The organism is Flavobacterium seoulense, assembly GCF_000695795.1.
In the GTDB taxonomy this organism is placed as follows: Bacteria; Bacteroidota; Bacteroidia; order Flavobacteriales; family Flavobacteriaceae; genus Flavobacterium; species Flavobacterium seoulense.
On sequence record NZ_JNCA01000035.1, the window covers coordinates 1 to 17,175 of the forward strand.

Below are 17,175 nucleotides of genomic sequence, written 5' to 3' on the forward strand. Positions count from 1 at the left end.
ATAAATGAGCTCTTTTTTTATATCAAATAACCTTTAGAAAGCTATATCAGCCAGAGTGTTGTTTTCTAAAATCATCAGTGTATTATCACGTATTTCAGCCATCAATCTTCGTACTGCACAAGTAGCCTCATCATTACAATCATCACAAGGCTCATAAAAATTATGACTCGCACAAGGCAACAAAGCAATAGGACCTTCAAGAATGCGATACACCTTTGCCATATTAATATCTTTTGGTTCTTTAATTAGATAATAACCTCCGCCTTTTCCTTTTTTGGCACCCAAAAAACCTGAGTGACGCAAAAGCAACAAAATGCTTTCTAAAAATTTTAACGAAATATGTTCTGACTTTGCTATATCAGCAATAGCCACAGGAGTCTGATCTTCCTGACGCGCCAAAAAAGTCAAAGCTTTAATTCCGTATTTTGTTTTCTTTGAAAGCATTTATATTGATTTTAGAAAGCAATCCCGATAGTTATCGGGATTAGATTTATGATTGTTTTAAGAAAGCGCTTGCTCTAAATCAGCAATTACATCTGCTACGGTTTCTAAACCTACAGAAACACGCACTAAACCTTCGGTAATTCCAACCGATAATTTCTCTTCTACAGATAACTTACTATGCGTAGTAGAAGCCGGATGTGTTACAATTGTTTTTGCGTCTCCAATATTTGCCGAAAGCGAACATAATTTTATTTTATCCAAAAATGCTCTACCAGCTTCAATACCTCCTTTAATTTCGAAAGCAATAATATTACCCCCTAAAAGCATCTGCTTTTTAGCTACTTCATATTTAGGATGTGATTTTAGAAAAGGATATTTCACACTATTTACATTAGGGTGACTTTCTAAAAATTCAGCTACTTTCAAAGCATTTTCACAATGTCTTTCGACACGAATAGCTAATGTTTCAATACTTTTAGACAATACCCAAGCGTTAAATGGTGACAATGCAGGACCTGTATTTCTTGAGAAAAGATAAATTTGACGAATCAAATCAGCTTGTCCAACTGCAATTCCACCTAAAACTCTTCCCTGACCATCCATTAATTTTGTTGCCGAATGCACCACAATGTGAGCACCATATTTTATAGGCTGCTGAATGTATGGCGTTGCAAAACAGTTATCAACAATTAAAATCAAATTGTGCTTTTTAGCAATATTCCCTAATAATTCTAAATCAATAACATCAACACCAGGATTAGTTGGCGTTTCTACATATAAAATTTTAGAATTTGGCTGAATAAAACTTTCAATTGTTTCCGGTTTATTAATATCAAAATAAGAAGTTGTAATATTCCATTTTGGAAAATAAGTCATAAACAACGCATGAGTCGAACCAAACACACTTCCTGCCGACACAATATGATCTCCAGCGCTCAACAAAGCCGCAAAAGTAGAATAAATAGCTGCCATTCCTGTTGCAAAAGCATAACCCGCCTCAGCTCCTTCCATTGCACAAACCTTATCTACAAATTCAGTTGTATTAGGATTAGAAAAACGACTGTAAATGTTACGCTCTTTTTCTTCAGTAAAAGAAGCTCTCATGTCCTCTGCATCTTCAAATATAAAACTTGAAGACAAAAACAAAGGTGTTGAATGTTCCTGATATTGTGTTCTGTCTATGTGTGTACGGATGGCTTGTGTTTCAAAACCAAATTCTTGTTCGTCCATTTTTTATTATTTTCCTCTCCCCGACCCTCTCCAAAGGAGAGGGAGCCGTAACTGGAGAATTGTTATTAATTATTAATTAAGCAAAAAATCTATTTCTTAGATTTTCGCTAATTCTACTCCGTTTAAAATCACTTTGTAGTGAATCGTAGCTGTTGGTTCTACAGTTTTTGAAACTGAGCAATATTTTTCGAAAGACAATTGTGCCGCTTTTGCTGCTTTGTCTTCTTTAATATTTCCTTCCAAAGAAAAAACCACATGAATATCTTTAAAAGGTTTTGCTTCGCCCACCTGAACACGCTCTCCTTCAACCTCAGCTTTGAAAGAAGTAATTTCCTGACGTTGTTTTTTCAGAATCGAAATCATATCAATTCCGCTACAACCAGCAACTCCCATCAAGACTAATTCCATCGGACTTGGTCCCATATCATTTCCTCCGAAATCTGGACGTGCATCTACATTTACTATATGTCCTCTTTCATTTTTTAATTGAAAGTGGAAGTTTTCGTTTACTCTGTCTAATGTTATTTTCATTTTATCCCCTCCCCAACCCTCCCCAAAGGGAAGGGAGTTAAGACTGGAGGTAAGCCTTTTTTAATATTAATAATATTTTTCACTAGTCTCCTCCCCTTCGGGGAGGTCGGAAGGGCATTTTACCCTTTATCCGACAATCTCAAAATATCTCCAAAAACTCCTCTTGCCGTTACTGCCGATCCTGCTCCTGCTCCCTGAATAACAATCGGTCTGTCTCCGTAAGATTCCGTATATATTTCGAAGAAAGAATCTGAACCTTTTAATCCGCCTAAAGCTGTATCTGAAGGAACTGAAACCAATTTAACTTCCAGATTTCCTTTGTCATTTTGTAAATCACCAGATAATTCACCTATGTATCGCAACACATGATTTGGTTCTTGTTCACTTTTTATTTTATCATAAATTGGATCAAATTCTTTCAATTTATTCAAGAAATCGGAAACGTTTCCTTCACGTAAATGCTCCGGAATTAAGTTTTGAATTGCAATTTCTTCGAACTCATTTTGCAAATCTAATTCTCTTGCTAAAATCAATAATTTTCTACCTACGTCATTTCCACATAAATCTTCTCTTGGATCTGGCTCCGTATATCCGTTGTCAATTGCTTCTTTTAAAATATCACTAAAAGGAACATCTTTGGCTGAAAAATTGTTGAATAAATAACTCAAAGTTCCTGAGAAAACACCTTTAATTTTAGTAATATTTTCTCCCGAAAGATGCAACAATTTAATAGTATCAATCAACGGTAAACCTGCACCAACATTGGTTTCGTACAAATAACTTTTTTGGTTATCAGTCAATACTGTTCTCAGCTCTTTATAAAAACCATAACTCAATGTATTGGCTACTTTATTTGAAGAAATTAAATCAAAACCATTTTCAACCAACGGAATATAATTTTCAACAAATGCAGCACTTGCGGTATTATCTACAGCAATTAAATTCTCTAAATGATGCTCATTAGCATAAGCAATAATGTCATCAATTGTATATGAAAATCCGTTAGTTTGAATTTCGTTAACCCAATTTGGCGTTACTCCATCTTTATTCAATAAAACGCTTTTAGAATTAGCTATTGCAAAAACATTCAACTTAATATCTTTTCTTTTCTCAATAGCAACTGCCGATTCTAAAATTTGGTTAATCAAAGTTCCTCCAACTAATCCGTGTCCAAAAACAGCAATGTTAATTTTTTTAGCCACTCCAAAAATCTCACCATGAATAACATTTAATGCCTTATTCAGTTCCGATTTTTTAAATACCAAACTCACGTTTTTTCCTGTCACGGTATTGTTAAACAAAATAGGCACAATTTTGTTACGAATCAAAGCCGTGTAAGGTTTATGAAAAGTACTTAAGTCCTGTCCAATAATAGAAATCACCGAAACATCATCAGTCACCGAAATTTTATTAACGTCTTTAGAATAGAAATCATTTTCGAATTCTTTTTCTAATTCAATCATCGCTTTGGTAGCCTGAGATTCGGCAACAACTAAACCAATTCCTCTTTCTGAAGAACCCTGAGAAATGATACTTACACTAATATCGTTATCACCCATTACTTTAAAGATACGGGCGTCAACTCCTGTTTTTCCTAATAAACCTCTACCTTCAAGATTGACTAAAGCCAGATTTTCTAAAACTGAAAGTGTTTTGATTCCTCCTGTTGTTGAAGTTGCTGTTATTAAAGTTCCTTCGTTTTCATGATTGAACGTATTTAATATTCGTAAAGGAATATTTTTTTCAATCAAAGGAATTATAGTTTTTGCATGTAAAATTGTTGCTCCAAAAGTTGCCAACTCATTAGCTTCGTTAAAAGTCAAACGGTCAATTTTCTTAGCATCAGCAACTAAATCAGGATTAGCAGTATAAATTCCGTCAACGTGAGTGTAATTCTGAAGTTCTTTAGCATTTAAATAATTAGCTAATAAAGAAGCCGTATAATTACTTCCGTTTCTACCTAAAGTAGTGGTAACATTATTATTATTCGAACCTATAAATCCAGTCACAACATTAACAAAAGAACTATTTTCTTTGAAATATTGAATTACATTTTTCTTCGAAATTTGCTCTAAAGGCTGTGCATCACCAAATTTTGAATCGGTTTTTAAGAAAGTTCTTGAATCGGCAAATTTAGCATTGATTCCTTTTTCGATTAAAATTGCTGTCAATAATTTAGCCGAAAGTAATTCGCCAATAGAAAGAATTTGATCTTTAATTTTCGAACTATAATCGCCAATTAAGCTTACACCTTCGAATAATTTATCTAAAACAGCAAATTCTTCAGACAAATCAACTTCTGAATAAACATCTTGCTGGTATTTTTTGAATTCTTCTAATAAAGTTTTATAATCAGCATTTTTAGCAGCAACACCAAGAATTTCTTCTAATTCATCAGTTGCTTTTCCACGTGCCGAAACCACAATAGAAATTTGCTCACCTTGGTTTACTTTATCAGCAATTATAGAAACTACTTTATTGATTCCTTCGCCGTTAGACAACGATTTTCCTCCAAATTTTAATATTTTCATCTCAATTATATTTTTGTATTGCTACTAAAAACAGGAGCAAGTAAGTTGTTTAATTGTTCATATTCAATCAGGAAAGCATCGTGTCCGTGAACTGATTCGATTTCCTGATAAGAAACTTTTACATTGTATTTTTTTAATTCCTGAAAAGTATCTTTATTTTCTTTTGCAGTAAAAAACAAATCTGAGTTAATACCAATTATGTGTATCGAAGCCTCAATTTTTGAAGCAAATACTTCAAATGAATCCGCATTTCTGGTTACATCAATCGTTTTTAGCAACTGATTCATCATTTTATAAGAAGCCAATTGAAAGCGTTTTTGCAGTTTTTTACCGTGATGCAATAACCAACTTTCGATATTAAATATAGCTAATTCTTCGTTAATGGTTCTGTCAAATTTTAATTTGAAAGATTCCGGCGTTCTGTAACACAGCATCGCATGAATTCTTGCATCTTCAATTGGATTACAGGAATTTTTTAGAATTTGCTCCTGCAAAAAACAATTTGCAATTAACCAATCCGTCGATTTCCAGTCGGTTGCAATTGGAATAATATTCAAAGCCAATTTAGGCTCTAGAGCAATCATTTCCCATGCAATTCCGCCACCTACTGAACCACCAATAATAGCATACAATTGTTCAATTTCAAGATATTTAACTCCTGCAATAAAGAGTTTTGCAATGTCTCTGGCAGTAAAATCAAAATAATTTTCTAAAATAGCACCATCGTATCCATTTCCAGGAACATTAAAAGCAAGAATACTGTATTGATTAGTGTCAATCGTTTTATTTTCTCCAATTAATTCATTCCACCAACCTGCCGAACCTATAACCTGAGAATTTCCGGTCAACGCATGATTAACTAATACAACAGGAGCCGTATGCAGCACAGGACCAAAAAGCTGATAACTTAAATTAATAACAGGATAAAGAACACCACTTTCGGTAGTGAAATTTTGTATTATAATGTGATTGGGATTATTTTCCAATTTCAAATCTTTAACTATGATTGATATGGAAATATTAGAAAGAAAGCTAAAAGGAAAGCTTTATTGTTGTTATCTTTTCCGCCATGACGGATAGAATGTAGCACCTTCTTCTTTGCAAAGGGTTGCTAAGCCATCATTGGGTCTATTCCCTCAAGCTTTCTTTATAACATTTCAATACGTTTACGAACTTTAAAGGCACAAAGTAACTACAATTTTTTCAAACAAACAAATTTTGCTGATTTAGTTTTAAACCAGCTACTGTATAACAAACAAACGCAAGTCATTACTGAACACAAAATCCAGAAATCACCTGCGTTTGAATACTATATTTACAAAACTATATTTAGATAAACAGTGTTTCATTTTCTTTAGAATACATCAAAAATGTTAATGAATCAGACACCTTTTTTTGATCTTTAAGATCCGCATCTGTGTTAATACCAAATCTATTATCTGTTAACTCTACCCTATTTTCATTTTCGGTAGTACTAGTAGTCCTTATACCTCTGATAAGATCTAATGCTCTTGTAATAATTGTTTTTGTGTTCATGATTTTTAAAATTTAATTTATTCGACTTGTTTTTGCTTATTGTTTGTTATTTCTGATAATTATTTTTCTAAATAAAAAAACCCTTTTGGCTATTACACCAAAAGGGTTTATACTATATAAACGATTCTTTTGGGTATCAACAGACTAGCATCTTTGCACAAAGCATAGAGACTGAAAACTGTTTATTTTTCTTATTATTAATCGTAATCATTGTTATTGTTTATATTTATTATTTGCTATAAAAAAAAGCCTCTCGATTTCTCAGGAGGCTTTTTGCTATATTTTAATCTTATTTGAATAAAAAAAGTTAAGCTATCGCACTCCTGCAGATTTCTTTAGTTTTGACCATCGATTTTTTACAAATAATAAAATTCATTTTTTTCTTTTTCTTTAGAGTCACAAAGATATAAATTTTTCTTTACCACTCGTTATCTTTTTAATAAAATTAATCGTTAATCATTGTAATTAACAGTTAATTATGTTTTTTAACATTGTTTTAAAGCTTAAGCCTAAAAAAACAAATCAAATAAGAGCTTTTTACCCAAGATAATTCAATAATTAGCTCCATTCCACTCTTCTGATTTGATATTTCAAAGATACAACGTAAATCCAGATCCAATGTTAACTGTAGTTTAAATTAACCTTATTAATGAGTAACATTCAAATTTTAAAAACTTTTGGTAATTCATAAAGTTTGATTTCAAACAAAAGCAACTCATTTTTTAATTTAAAAAATTACTAAAGATTAATTTACAATTCAAAAATGGTTTCATACCTTTGCACCTCAAAACACAAAGAGGAAAAATTTGAACTGATTGCAACCTCTTCATAATGACACAAATTCATTATGATTACTGAAATTTTCAGTAGAAAAAAAATGCTAAAGCAGAAACTCTCCTTTAGTCTTTTTTGCAGTCCTTTTTCCTCCATTAATTTTAAAAAATTATATATTATGGCCTATTTATTTACGTCAGAATCTGTGAGTGAAGGACATCCAGATAAAATTGCAGATCAAATTTCAGACGCATTAATTGATAATTTCTTAGCATTTGATGCTGATTCAAAAGTAGCTTGCGAAACTTTAGTAACTACAGGTCAGGTTATTCTAGCCGGAGAAGTAAAATCAAACACTTACTTAGACGTTCAACAAATTGCTCGTGATGTAATCAAAAAAATTGGTTACACTAAAAGCGAATATATGTTTGAAGCTAATTCATGCGGAATTCTTTCAGCAATTCACGAACAATCTGCAGATATCAATCAAGGTGTTGACCGTAAAAATCCTGAAGAGCAAGGTGCTGGTGACCAAGGAATGATGTTTGGTTATGCTACTAATGAAACTGAGAACTTCATGCCATTAGCATTAGATTTATCACACAAACTTTTAAAAGAATTAGCAGCTTTAAGACGCGAAAACAACGAAATTACTTATTTACGTCCTGATGCAAAATCTCAGGTTACTTTAGAATACAGCGATGACAATGTACCTGTACGTATTGACGCTATCGTAATTTCTACTCAACATGACGATTTTGACGAAGAAGCTGCAATGCTTGCTAAAATCAAAAAAGATGTTATCGAAATTTTGATCCCAAGAATCATTGCTAAAAATCCAGAGCACGCTCATTTATTTAACGATAAAATCAACTATCATATTAACCCAACAGGAAAATTCGTTATTGGAGGACCTCACGGAGATACTGGTTTAACAGGAAGAAAAATCATCGTAGATACTTACGGTGGAAAAGGAGCTCACGGTGGTGGTGCTTTCTCTGGAAAAGATCCATCTAAAGTTGACAGAAGTGCTGCTTATGCAACACGTCATATCGCTAAAAACTTAGTAGCTGCTGGTGTCGCTGACGAGATTTTAGTTCAGGTTTCTTATGCAATTGGAGTTGCAGAACCAATGGGAATCTTCATTGAGACTTACGGAACTTCAAAAGTAAATTTAACTAATGGTGAAATCGCTAAAAAAGTAGAAGCTATTTTTGATATGCGTCCTTACTTTATTGAGCAACGTTTAAAATTAAGAAATCCTATCTATAGCGAAACTGCTGCTTACGGTCACATGGGACGTAATCCAGAAGTGGTTACTAAAACTTTCTCAGCTCCAGGCGGAAACGAAAAAACTGTAACTGTAGAATTGTTTACATGGGAAAAATTGGATTATGTAGCACAAATTAAAACTGCTTTTGGATTGTAATATCCAAGTCTAATTATACTAAAAGCCATTCATTTCGATGAGTGGCTTTTTTTATTCTGTCACAACAAAGAACAAAGTTCAAATTCATTTAAAAACCCGATAATAGAGACTATTTTTTTTCTATTTTTACATTAAAAGGAAATAACAATTCATAAAATCGTAACATCATAATGCACATAGCAGTAGCAGGAAATATAGGATCAGGAAAAACAACATTAACAGCTTTATTATCGAAACATTTTAAGTGGGAACCACATTATGAAGATGTAGTTGACAACCCTTATCTGGATGATTTTTATCACCAAATGGAGCGCTGGTCTTTCAACCTTCAAATTTATTTCCTGAATAGCCGTTTTCGTCAGGTGATGCAAATTCGCGAAAGCGGAAAAAAAGTAATTCAGGACAGAACGATTTATGAAGATGCACACATTTTTGCTCCCAATCTGCATGCTATGGGATTAATGACTAATCGTGATTTCCAAAATTATGCTACTCTTTTCGAATTAATGGAATCTACGGTAAAAGCACCTGATTTATTAATTTATCTAAGAAGTTCTATTCCAAATTTAGTAGGTCAAATACACAAACGCGGGCGCGAATATGAAACTTCTATTTCTATTGACTACTTAAGCCGTTTGAACGAACGTTACGAAGCCTGGATTCATACTTACAACAAAGGAAAATTACTAATTATAGATGTCGATAAAATTAATTTTGTTGACAATCCTGAAGATTTAGGAAACATTATCGAAAGAATAAATGCCGAATTAAACGGATTATTTTAATCAAAGAAGCCGCTTCAATATCGAAGCGGCTTTTCTTTTATATTAACTTTACTAATTACAATGAAGTCTATAACTCATTATACCATTTAGTAATTTCTTCTTTAGTTTTTCCGATTTTTTGCTGTAATCTTCCAAACAATTCATCTTCTTTACCTTCTTCGTATAACAAATCGTCTTCTGTTAAATCAGCATACTTTTGCTTTAATTTTCCTTTTAACTCGTTCCAGGTTCCTTTGATTTCTGTACTATTCATGATTTCTAATTTTTATAATTATTATATTATTTTTGATTTATATATTGACGTAACATCCACGACTTATCTTCATGCTTTTGAAGCAATCCTGTGATAAAATCAGCAGTTCCAAAATCATCCGTTTCCTCAACCGATTTAATAAACTCTCTTAATTGCTTCAATACCGTTTCATGATCTACCAGGAGTTCTTTCAGCATGGCTTGCTGTTCTATAACGCTAGCCGGGTTTTCTTTTAAAATAGAATGATCTATAAATTCTTTCATAGTTCCTATTGCTTTTGCACCTAGTTTACTGATTCGTTCAGCTACCTCATCTATTTCTTTTTCTAATGCAGTATATTGTGCTTCAAATAATTTATGCAACTCCATAAAACTATTTCCTGCTACATTCCAATGAAATTTTCTTGTCTTAGTATAAAGCAATACTTCATTTGCTAAAATAGTTGTCAAACAATTAATACTTGACTCAAGCTCTTTTTTTGTGATTCCAATTTTTGGTTCCATATTATTTATGCTTTTGTTATTTAATGTGTTCTTTACAAAGATATCTTAGCAATACATTTTTTCCTTTATATAGTTTTTTCAGATTGTTATACAATTTCAATTTATCAATAATTCTTTCCAAACAGAGCTTATTAAAAACAAAAAATGCCTCGCAATCGCAAGGCATTTTTCTTTATTTCTAAATTTACTTTTTAGGAGCACAACAACTCTTGACTGATGAAGCTGCTGATGGATGAACAAATTTCCCATTAGCATCATAATGAGACAAACATTTCGCTTTTTGCTCAGGTGTACATTTTAAACTATCACACATTTTTGCACATTCTTCCTTACTCATTGTAGCACATTTTTTCATATCACAATGCCCTACCATAACAGCATTATGATGTTCACACTTTTTATTGGTACAACCTTTGGCTACACATTCTTCTTTAGACATCAAAGTACAAGTTCCTATCGTAGTACAACAAGAAGCAGTAGTTCCTATAGTATGACTTCCGTTTCCTAAAATTGGAGCAATAACCAAACCTATTAAACATGTCAATTTAATTAAGATATTCATCGAAGGTCCTGAAGTATCTTTGAATGGATCACCAACAGTATCTCCGGTAACTGCTGCTTTGTGCGCATCTGATCCTTTATAGGTCATTTCTCCATTAATCAAAACTCCCGCTTCAAAAGATTTTTTAGCATTATCCCAGGCTCCTCCGGCATTATTTTGAAAAACTGCCCAAAGCACTCCCGAAACCGTTACTCCAGCCATATATCCTCCCAGCATTTCAGCAATTAGCTGATTATTATCCGCATACACTAATTTCCCTAACAAGACTATCAAAATAGGAAAACCTATAGTCAAAATTCCCGGAAGCATCATTTCGCGCAAAGCCGCTTTGGTCGAAATTTCGACACATTTTCCATATTCAGGTTTTCCGGTTCCTTCCATAATTCCCGGAATTTCTTTGAATTGTCGGCGAACTTCATACACCATATCCATTGCTGCTTTTCCAACAGAATTCATAGCTAAAGCCGAAAAAACTACAGGAATCATTCCGCCCACAAACAACATCGCTAAAACAGGTGCTTTAAAAATATTGATTCCGTCAATTCCGGTAAAAGTGACATAAGCAGCAAATAAAGCCAAAGAAGTCAACGCTGCCGACGCGATTGCAAATCCTTTTCCTGTTGCAGCAGTTGTATTTCCAACTGAATCTAAAATATCGGTTCTGGTACGTACTTCTTTTGGCAATTCGCTCATTTCGGCAATTCCTCCGGCGTTGTCTGATATTGGTCCAAAAGCATCAATAGCTAATTGCATAGCTGTTGTAGCCATCATTGCCGAAGCCGCCAATGCCACACCATAAAATCCTGCTAAAGCATAAGAAGACCAAATTGCCACTGCAAACAATAATACCGTTGGAAAAGTAGAAATCATTCCCGTTGCTAATCCAGCAATAACATTAGTTCCTGCTCCAGTTGATGATTTTTGAACAATAGCTAACACTGGTTTTGTACCCAATCCTGTGTAATATTCCGTCACTGAAGAAATAGCACCACCGACAATCAAACCTATAATTGTAGCATAGAAAACCCGCATCGAAGAAATATCTTTAACTCCTTCACCAAAAAATTCCATCTTCATAACTTCAGGCAACATATATTGCACTAAAAAGTAACAACTCACAGCCGTTAAAATAATTGAAACCCAATTTCCTTTATTTAATGCGGCTTGTACCTGAGCTTCTTTTGCATTATCATCTGAAATTTTAACTAATGTTGTTCCAATAATAGAAAATAATATTCCGAAACCAGCAATTGTCATTGGCAACAAAATAGGTCCAAAACCTCCAAAAGCATCCTGAATACTTCCGCCCATATCTTTTATAACATAGTTTCCAAGAACCATTGCTGCCAAAACTGTTGCAACATACGAACCAAATAAATCAGCACCCATTCCGGCAACATCTCCTACGTTATCCCCTACGTTGTCTGCAATTGTTGCCGGATTACGAGGATCATCTTCAGGAATTCCTGCTTCTACTTTACCCACTAAATCAGCGCCTACATCGGCAGCTTTAGTGTAAATTCCACCTCCAACACGGGCAAATAAAGCGATCGATTCTGCTCCTAAAGAAAATCCTGCCAGAGTTTCTAAAACTACTGTCATTCCTTCAGTATCCGTCCAGACACCTCCCATAAAAACATGAAAGAATAAAATAAAAAAACCTGTTAAACCTAAAACTGCCAATCCTGCAACTCCAAGTCCCATAACAGTTCCTCCGCTAAAAGACACCTTTAGTGCCTGAGGTAAGCTAGTACGGGCTGCCTGAGTGGTTCTTACATTAGTTTTCGTTGCAATTCTCATCCCCATATTTCCCGCCAAAGCAGAGGAGAAAGCACCAAAAACAAATGCGATAACTATTAATAAATGTGTTTTAACTCCGGGCAAAAAAGTAATTCCTGCTAATACAATACTTGCTAAAATAACGAACACAGTTAACAACCGATACTCTGCTTTGAGAAAAGCTAATGCCCCTTCATAAATGTGTTCTGAAATAGTTGCCATCTTACCGTCGCCAGGATCTTGTTTTAACACCCAGGCTCTTTTAATTGACATGTACAAAAGTCCGATGATTGCCATAACTATTGGCAAATAAATCATAAATTCATTCATAAATCATTTGGTTAAGGTTAATAATCAATAGTATACAAACGAATTTAAACAAAAAAAGCAATACTCCGGAGGAATATTGCTTTTTTATAATTGTATAACCTTTAAAATTATTTAATACTAAATAACCCTTCTGGTTTATTTTCAATCGCATTGAAACGATCAGTACATTCTTTAATGATAGCTTTAGCTTCTTCTAAATTACCCCATCCTTCAACATCTACTTTTTTGTTTTCAAGATCTTTGTAAACCTGGAAGAAATGCTCGATTTCTTTTAGTAAGTGTGGGTTGATATCTGATAAATCATTTAATGAATTCCAAATTGGATCTGAAACTGGTACACAAATAATTTTTTCGTCTGGTCCTTTATCATCTGCCATGTGGAAAACCCCAATAGGTTTTACTTCGATAACACATCCAGGGAAAGTTGGTTCATTGATTAACACTAACACGTCTAATGGATCACCATCAAGAGCTAAAGTTTCCGGAATAAATCCGTAATCAGCCGGGTACATCATTGAAGAGAATAACATTCTGTCAAAACGCATTCTTTTGATTTCAAAATCATACTCATACTTATTTCTACTTCCTCTTGGAATTTCGACAAGAACATCGAAAGTGTTTATTTTGTCTGCAGTCATTTTTATTTATTATCTTAAGTTGAATTTATTTGGGCACAAAAGTAATTTAATTCCTTATTTATAGCAAAACATTTGCCCTTAAAAAGAGCAACAAAACTTTTATAAATTATTAGAAATAAAAACCAAATGAGCCTTTTATAGAAAATTTCTGCGCATCCGGATTATTCAAATAATTTCCTCTCCAGGTAAAATCAATTCGGAAAACTTTAAAAATATTCCCAATTCCTGCACTGTATTCCCAATAAGCATTTTCCGGAGCTGTATATACTAATCCTGATGCATTCATAGCTTTATTAGCATCCGATATTGTTCCGTAAACTGTTCTTGCACCAATAATTTCTCTCCAGTTTAATTTTCGCATAAATGGTATACGCCCTAGAATTCTTCCTCCAAAATTATGCTCCCATTGTAAAGTAGCATATTGATCGGTTACAAATTCGTAAAAATTCAAGTTATTAAAAGTGTTGTCTATCGAAAAATAAGATTGATTTCCGGGAACAACGCTTAACAAACCTAAAGGAACTGTTCCGTAAATTTTTCCTAATTCAACAATTAGATTTGTTCGTCCAAGAGGACCAATAATAATAGGCTGTTTATAATACAACTGCACTTTTTCATATTGAAAATCACTATCCAGCAAACCTTTAAATCCATGACTAAAATTGACAAAAAAGCGACTGAACGGACTATCTACATTACTTCTTTCTACTCCATAACCAATCGTTTTTCTATTAGGAGTAAATTCAACCTGAAAATTCACTTCTGATTGTTTTACCTGACTATTAGTAGTTGTAAATGTTTGATCAGTATAATAATCTAAACTAAACGTATTCGACGCTGATTCTAATGTTCGATACGAAAAACCGGTTTGAAAAGTCAAATTTTTAATAGGCTCCATTTCTATAGCTACATTCGATAAATTAATATTGGTTAATTTCCCGTTGCTACTTGTATTAAATAATGAAGATGAAGCAAAACTTCTGCCCAAAACATCATTGGTAGTAGTCAAACTCGCTCCAATTTGTTCTACATCCCGCCTGTTTCCTCCTGAAATGATTAATCGTTTTTTCTTGTCAAGCATCCATTTTCCTGAAACGCCATATTTGAATTTATTATCATCAAATCCATAAGCGGTATATCCTTGCAAACGCCAAGTGTCATTAGGACCAAAATAAGTTCGTCCTCCGGCTCGCAATCGGATTCCTTCGACTTCATTATAACCAAATGTTGAGAATATTGGTCCATAATCAAAATGTCCAAACTGAATATAACCACTTCCTAATATGGAAACCAAATTATACAATTGCTTGAATTTTTTGACTGTTTGTAAGGTATCCAGCATTTTATAAACGCCTCGTTCATCTTTATTTAGGTTTTCAAAACGATTTTCGTCCCAATATCTATCTGATTTATTATAAACCTCATTATCAATATAATTGACTTCTTCTTTATAAAAAGATGCCGGTTTTTCGATATTAAATTTATGATTTTGATATAAAGTCGTTCGCTTTCCATAAACACCTTTAGATTCTTCTTTTTTATTCAAAGCAAAATCTGACATCATATGATCACGGGTAAGCAGAAAAACAGAATCGTTTTCTACCTCAAATTCCTGTTCGATATAAATGTCTTTTACCCAGTTAATATTAGCACTTTTAGTTACTGCCATATTAATTTTTTTGATTGCAAAAGTGGTGTCGTTGACCCAAAAATCTCCTTTAAAAGTCAACTCGTTTTTACGCCTTGGATAAAATAAGATATTATAACACCATTTTTTATCGATAAAAGCGCTATCTCTTAGCACATAATTATACACATCGATTCCTGTTTTAGACAAAGGACTTGTAAAACTTTTGTCAAAAAAAGTCAAGTGATTATTGTAAATATTATAATCTGAATACAAATCTTTTATGAATGATAAAATTTGCTGATTATCACTAAATCCGGAATTTTTATTGGCTTTTAATTTCTCCTTTACTTTATTAAGCTTATTACTTCCGTAAACATCACTTAAAGATTCATTAATAAAAATAGGCAGGTATGTTTTTCCGGTAACTCTTGAAGTGTCAACATGTTTAAAGACAAATTCCATTCCTTTAAAAAGTTTACTCTTCATAAAAGCACTGTCAATAGTATTCATATCAAATTCTACTTTCTCGTACTTTTCCATTTGGTATTGGTCAAACTGATAGAGTCCGTTTTTTCGTTTCCTTGCCCATATTTTTCTCAAAATATCCAATGCAGGATTATTCTTTTTCGAAGTTTTCCCAGTGTAAATAACTACTTCCTTTAGTTCTTCGACATCGTTTAACTGAACCTTGAAATTATAATTGATTGCTTTATCTAAAGTAATTTCCCTATCTGAAAAACCGACCGAAGTAACTATTAAAGTAGTATAAGTAGTAGGCGATTCTATATAAAAACGGCCATCTTCATTAGACATCACACCCAAATTAGAACCTTTCAAAACCACATTAGCAAAAGGAACCGGCTGATTTGATTTATCTACAACTACACCACTCACTTTCGTTTGGGCTAAAAGTGTTGAAAAAAAAGACACTATAAAAAACAGAACTAAAAACAGGTACTTCTTATTCATATATGTAGGCATTTATCGCTTTTTATTAATCAAACGAGATAGTGTAGATTTAAAAAAAAAGCTCCATCAAACTAACGTAAGATGAAGCCTTAATAGTATTTGTTATGTATTATTTATACATTACTTTCTTTACTGCTTTCACAACATCAGCTGCATTAGGCAACCAATCTTTCAACAATACCGGAGAATACGGTGCAGGAGCATCTGCAGTTGTAATTCTTTGGATTGGAGCGTCAAGGAAATCGAATGCTTGTTCCTGAACAATATACGTAATTTCAGAAGAAATACTTGCAAATGGCCAAGCTTCTTCAAGAATTACTAAACGATTTGTTTTTTTAACTGATTTTAAGATTGCTTCATTGTCCATAGGGCGAACTGTTCTTAAATCAATTACTTCACAAGAAATTCCTTCTTTAGCTAATTCATCAGCAGCAATAAAAGCTTCTTTGATAATTTTTCCAAAAGAAACAATAGTTACATCAGTTCCTTCACGTTTAACATCAGCAACTCCAATAGGAATTACATATTCTCCGTCTGGAACTTCACCTTTGTCACCATACATTTGCTCCGATTCCATGAAAATTACAGGATCATTATCACGAATAGCTGATTTCAAAAGACCTTTAGCATCATAAGGAGTTGAAGGCACGATAACTTTTAAACCCGGAGTATTAGCAAACCAGTTTTCTAAAGCCTGAGAGTGAGTAGCTCCTAATTGACCTGCAGAAGCAGTTGGTCCACGAAAAACGATAGGCACATTAAATTGTCCTCCTGTCATTTGACGCATTTTAGCAGCATTATTTATAATTTGATCAATACCAACTAAACAGAAGTTGAATGTCATATATTCTACAATTGGTCTACAACCGTTCATTGCCGAACCTACTGCAATTCCTGTAAAACCAAGCTCAGCAATAGGAGTATCGATTACTCTTTTTTCGCCAAATTCAGCTAGCATTCCTTTTGAAGCTTTGTATGCTCCATTGTATTCTGCAACTTCTTCGCCCATTAAATATATGGATTCATCGTGACGCATTTCTTCGCTCATCGCTTCACAAATGGCCTCTCTAAATTGTATTGTTCTCATATTATATTGTATGTTGAATTTTCTGAAGAGCAAAAATAAATATTTTAAACCATTTAAAGCATAAATTAACTTAAATAATCCGCCTTAAATTCTAACATCTTATCATTGGTATGTGAATATATCCTGTTTTTTACCGCTTTTTAAAGCTGTTAATTAGAATAAAT

General features: G+C 33.2%; 14 protein-coding genes and 1 riboswitch. Of the genes, 2 read left to right on the top strand and 12 right to left on the bottom strand.

Translation table 11 applies throughout. The features are described 5' to 3' along the window. Positions 1-33: 33 nt before the first annotated feature. The 6 genes from FEM21_RS15460 to FEM21_RS15485 all read right to left on the bottom strand — a co-directional run bounded on the left by FEM21_RS15460 (position 34) and on the right by FEM21_RS15485 (position 6,272). Positions 34-444: an RrF2 family transcriptional regulator gene (locus tag FEM21_RS15460; RefSeq protein WP_035662427.1), complete on the bottom strand. Its 411-nt coding sequence runs from the start codon at positions 442-444 to the stop codon at positions 34-36. Between the two features lie 57 nt (positions 445-501). Beyond that, a complete protein-coding gene (locus FEM21_RS15465; RefSeq protein ID WP_035662430.1) occupies positions 502-1,674 on the bottom strand; it encodes a trans-sulfuration enzyme family protein in 1,173 nt (390 codons plus the stop codon). Between the two features lie 96 nt (positions 1,675-1,770). Beyond that, positions 1,771-2,205 (bottom strand): OsmC family protein, encoded by a 435-nt coding sequence (locus tag FEM21_RS15470; protein WP_035662433.1) that lies wholly within the window; start codon positions 2,203-2,205, stop codon positions 1,771-1,773. Between the two features lie 119 nt (positions 2,206-2,324). Beyond that, a complete protein-coding gene (gene thrA, locus FEM21_RS15475; protein WP_035662435.1) occupies positions 2,325-4,736 on the bottom strand; it encodes a bifunctional aspartate kinase/homoserine dehydrogenase I in 2,412 nt (803 codons plus the stop codon). Between the two features lie 5 nt (positions 4,737-4,741). After that, positions 4,742-5,722: an alpha/beta fold hydrolase gene (locus tag FEM21_RS15480; RefSeq protein ID WP_236353691.1), complete on the bottom strand. Its 981-nt coding sequence runs from the start codon at positions 5,720-5,722 to the stop codon at positions 4,742-4,744. A gap of 66 nt (positions 5,723-5,788) precedes the next feature. Continuing rightward, positions 5,789-5,892: riboswitch (SAM riboswitch) on the bottom strand. Between the two features lie 173 nt (positions 5,893-6,065). After that, a complete protein-coding gene (locus tag FEM21_RS15485; protein ID WP_035662438.1) occupies positions 6,066-6,272 on the bottom strand; it encodes a hypothetical protein in 207 nt (68 codons plus the stop codon). Positions 6,273-7,224: 952 nt separating this feature from the next. Here FEM21_RS15485 and metK point away from each other — a divergent pair. Both metK and FEM21_RS15495 read left to right on the top strand, forming a co-directional pair. After that, positions 7,225-8,475 (top strand): methionine adenosyltransferase, encoded by a 1,251-nt coding sequence (metK, locus tag FEM21_RS15490; RefSeq protein ID WP_035662440.1) that lies wholly within the window; start codon positions 7,225-7,227, stop codon positions 8,473-8,475. A 170-nt stretch (positions 8,476-8,645) separates the two neighbouring features. Continuing rightward, positions 8,646-9,260, top strand: coding sequence for a deoxynucleoside kinase (locus FEM21_RS15495; protein WP_035662442.1), 615 nt, complete (start codon positions 8,646-8,648; stop codon positions 9,258-9,260). A 67-nt stretch (positions 9,261-9,327) separates the two neighbouring features. Here the strand turns inward: FEM21_RS15495 and FEM21_RS15500 are convergent, their stop codons facing one another. The 6 genes from FEM21_RS15500 to FEM21_RS15525 all read right to left on the bottom strand — a co-directional run bounded on the left by FEM21_RS15500 (position 9,328) and on the right by FEM21_RS15525 (position 17,011). Continuing rightward, positions 9,328-9,513, bottom strand: coding sequence for a CsbD family protein (locus tag FEM21_RS15500; RefSeq protein WP_035662445.1), 186 nt, complete (start codon positions 9,511-9,513; stop codon positions 9,328-9,330). Positions 9,514-9,539: 26 nt separating this feature from the next. Continuing rightward, the gene (locus tag FEM21_RS15505) at positions 9,540-10,016 is read right to left on the bottom strand and encodes a Dps family protein (protein ID WP_035662447.1); all 477 of its coding nucleotides are present in this window, start codon (positions 10,014-10,016) and stop codon (positions 9,540-9,542) included. 184 nt (positions 10,017-10,200) lie between these two features. Next, a complete protein-coding gene (locus tag FEM21_RS15510; protein ID WP_081824718.1) occupies positions 10,201-12,687 on the bottom strand; it encodes a sodium-translocating pyrophosphatase in 2,487 nt (828 codons plus the stop codon). 107 nt (positions 12,688-12,794) lie between these two features. After that, complete coding sequence (locus FEM21_RS15515) at positions 12,795-13,325, bottom strand: inorganic diphosphatase (protein ID WP_035662448.1); 531 nt, start codon at positions 13,323-13,325, stop codon at positions 12,795-12,797. Positions 13,326-13,434: 109 nt separating this feature from the next. Further along, positions 13,435-15,924 carry a DUF5686 and carboxypeptidase-like regulatory domain-containing protein gene (locus FEM21_RS15520; protein WP_035662451.1) on the bottom strand — a complete coding sequence of 830 codons (2,490 nt, stop codon included), beginning with the start codon at positions 15,922-15,924 and terminating at the stop codon, positions 13,435-13,437. A 109-nt stretch (positions 15,925-16,033) separates the two neighbouring features. Continuing rightward, complete coding sequence (locus tag FEM21_RS15525) at positions 16,034-17,011, bottom strand: pyruvate dehydrogenase complex E1 component subunit beta (protein WP_035662453.1); 978 nt, start codon at positions 17,009-17,011, stop codon at positions 16,034-16,036. Positions 17,012-17,175 lie beyond the last annotated feature (164 nt).

Coding starts and splice junctions, on each gene's coding strand:
- FEM21_RS15510 (WP_081824718.1), bottom strand. CDS start 12,687: ATGAATGAATTTATGATTTATTTGCCAATAGTTATGGCAATCATCGGA.
- FEM21_RS15520 (WP_035662451.1), bottom strand. CDS start 15,924: ATGAATAAGAAGTACCTGTTTTTAGTTCTGTTTTTTATAGTGTCTTTT.
- FEM21_RS15505 (WP_035662447.1), bottom strand. CDS start 10,016: ATGGAACCAAAAATTGGAATCACAAAAAAAGAGCTTGAGTCAAGTATT.
- FEM21_RS15470 (WP_035662433.1), bottom strand. CDS start 2,205: ATGAAAATAACATTAGACAGAGTAAACGAAAACTTCCACTTTCAATTA.
- FEM21_RS15495 (WP_035662442.1), top strand. CDS start 8,646: ATGCACATAGCAGTAGCAGGAAATATAGGATCAGGAAAAACAACATTA.
- FEM21_RS15460 (WP_035662427.1), bottom strand. CDS start 444: ATGCTTTCAAAGAAAACAAAATACGGAATTAAAGCTTTGACTTTTTTG.
- thrA (WP_035662435.1), bottom strand. CDS start 4,736: ATGAAAATATTAAAATTTGGAGGAAAATCGTTGTCTAACGGCGAAGGA.
- FEM21_RS15500 (WP_035662445.1), bottom strand. CDS start 9,513: ATGAATAGTACAGAAATCAAAGGAACCTGGAACGAGTTAAAAGGAAAA.
- FEM21_RS15485 (WP_035662438.1), bottom strand. CDS start 6,272: ATGAACACAAAAACAATTATTACAAGAGCATTAGATCTTATCAGAGGT.
- metK (WP_035662440.1), top strand. CDS start 7,225: ATGGCCTATTTATTTACGTCAGAATCTGTGAGTGAAGGACATCCAGAT.
- FEM21_RS15465 (WP_035662430.1), bottom strand. CDS start 1,674: ATGGACGAACAAGAATTTGGTTTTGAAACACAAGCCATCCGTACACAC.
- FEM21_RS15515 (WP_035662448.1), bottom strand. CDS start 13,325: ATGACTGCAGACAAAATAAACACTTTCGATGTTCTTGTCGAAATTCCA.
- FEM21_RS15525 (WP_035662453.1), bottom strand. CDS start 17,011: ATGAGAACAATACAATTTAGAGAGGCCATTTGTGAAGCGATGAGCGAA.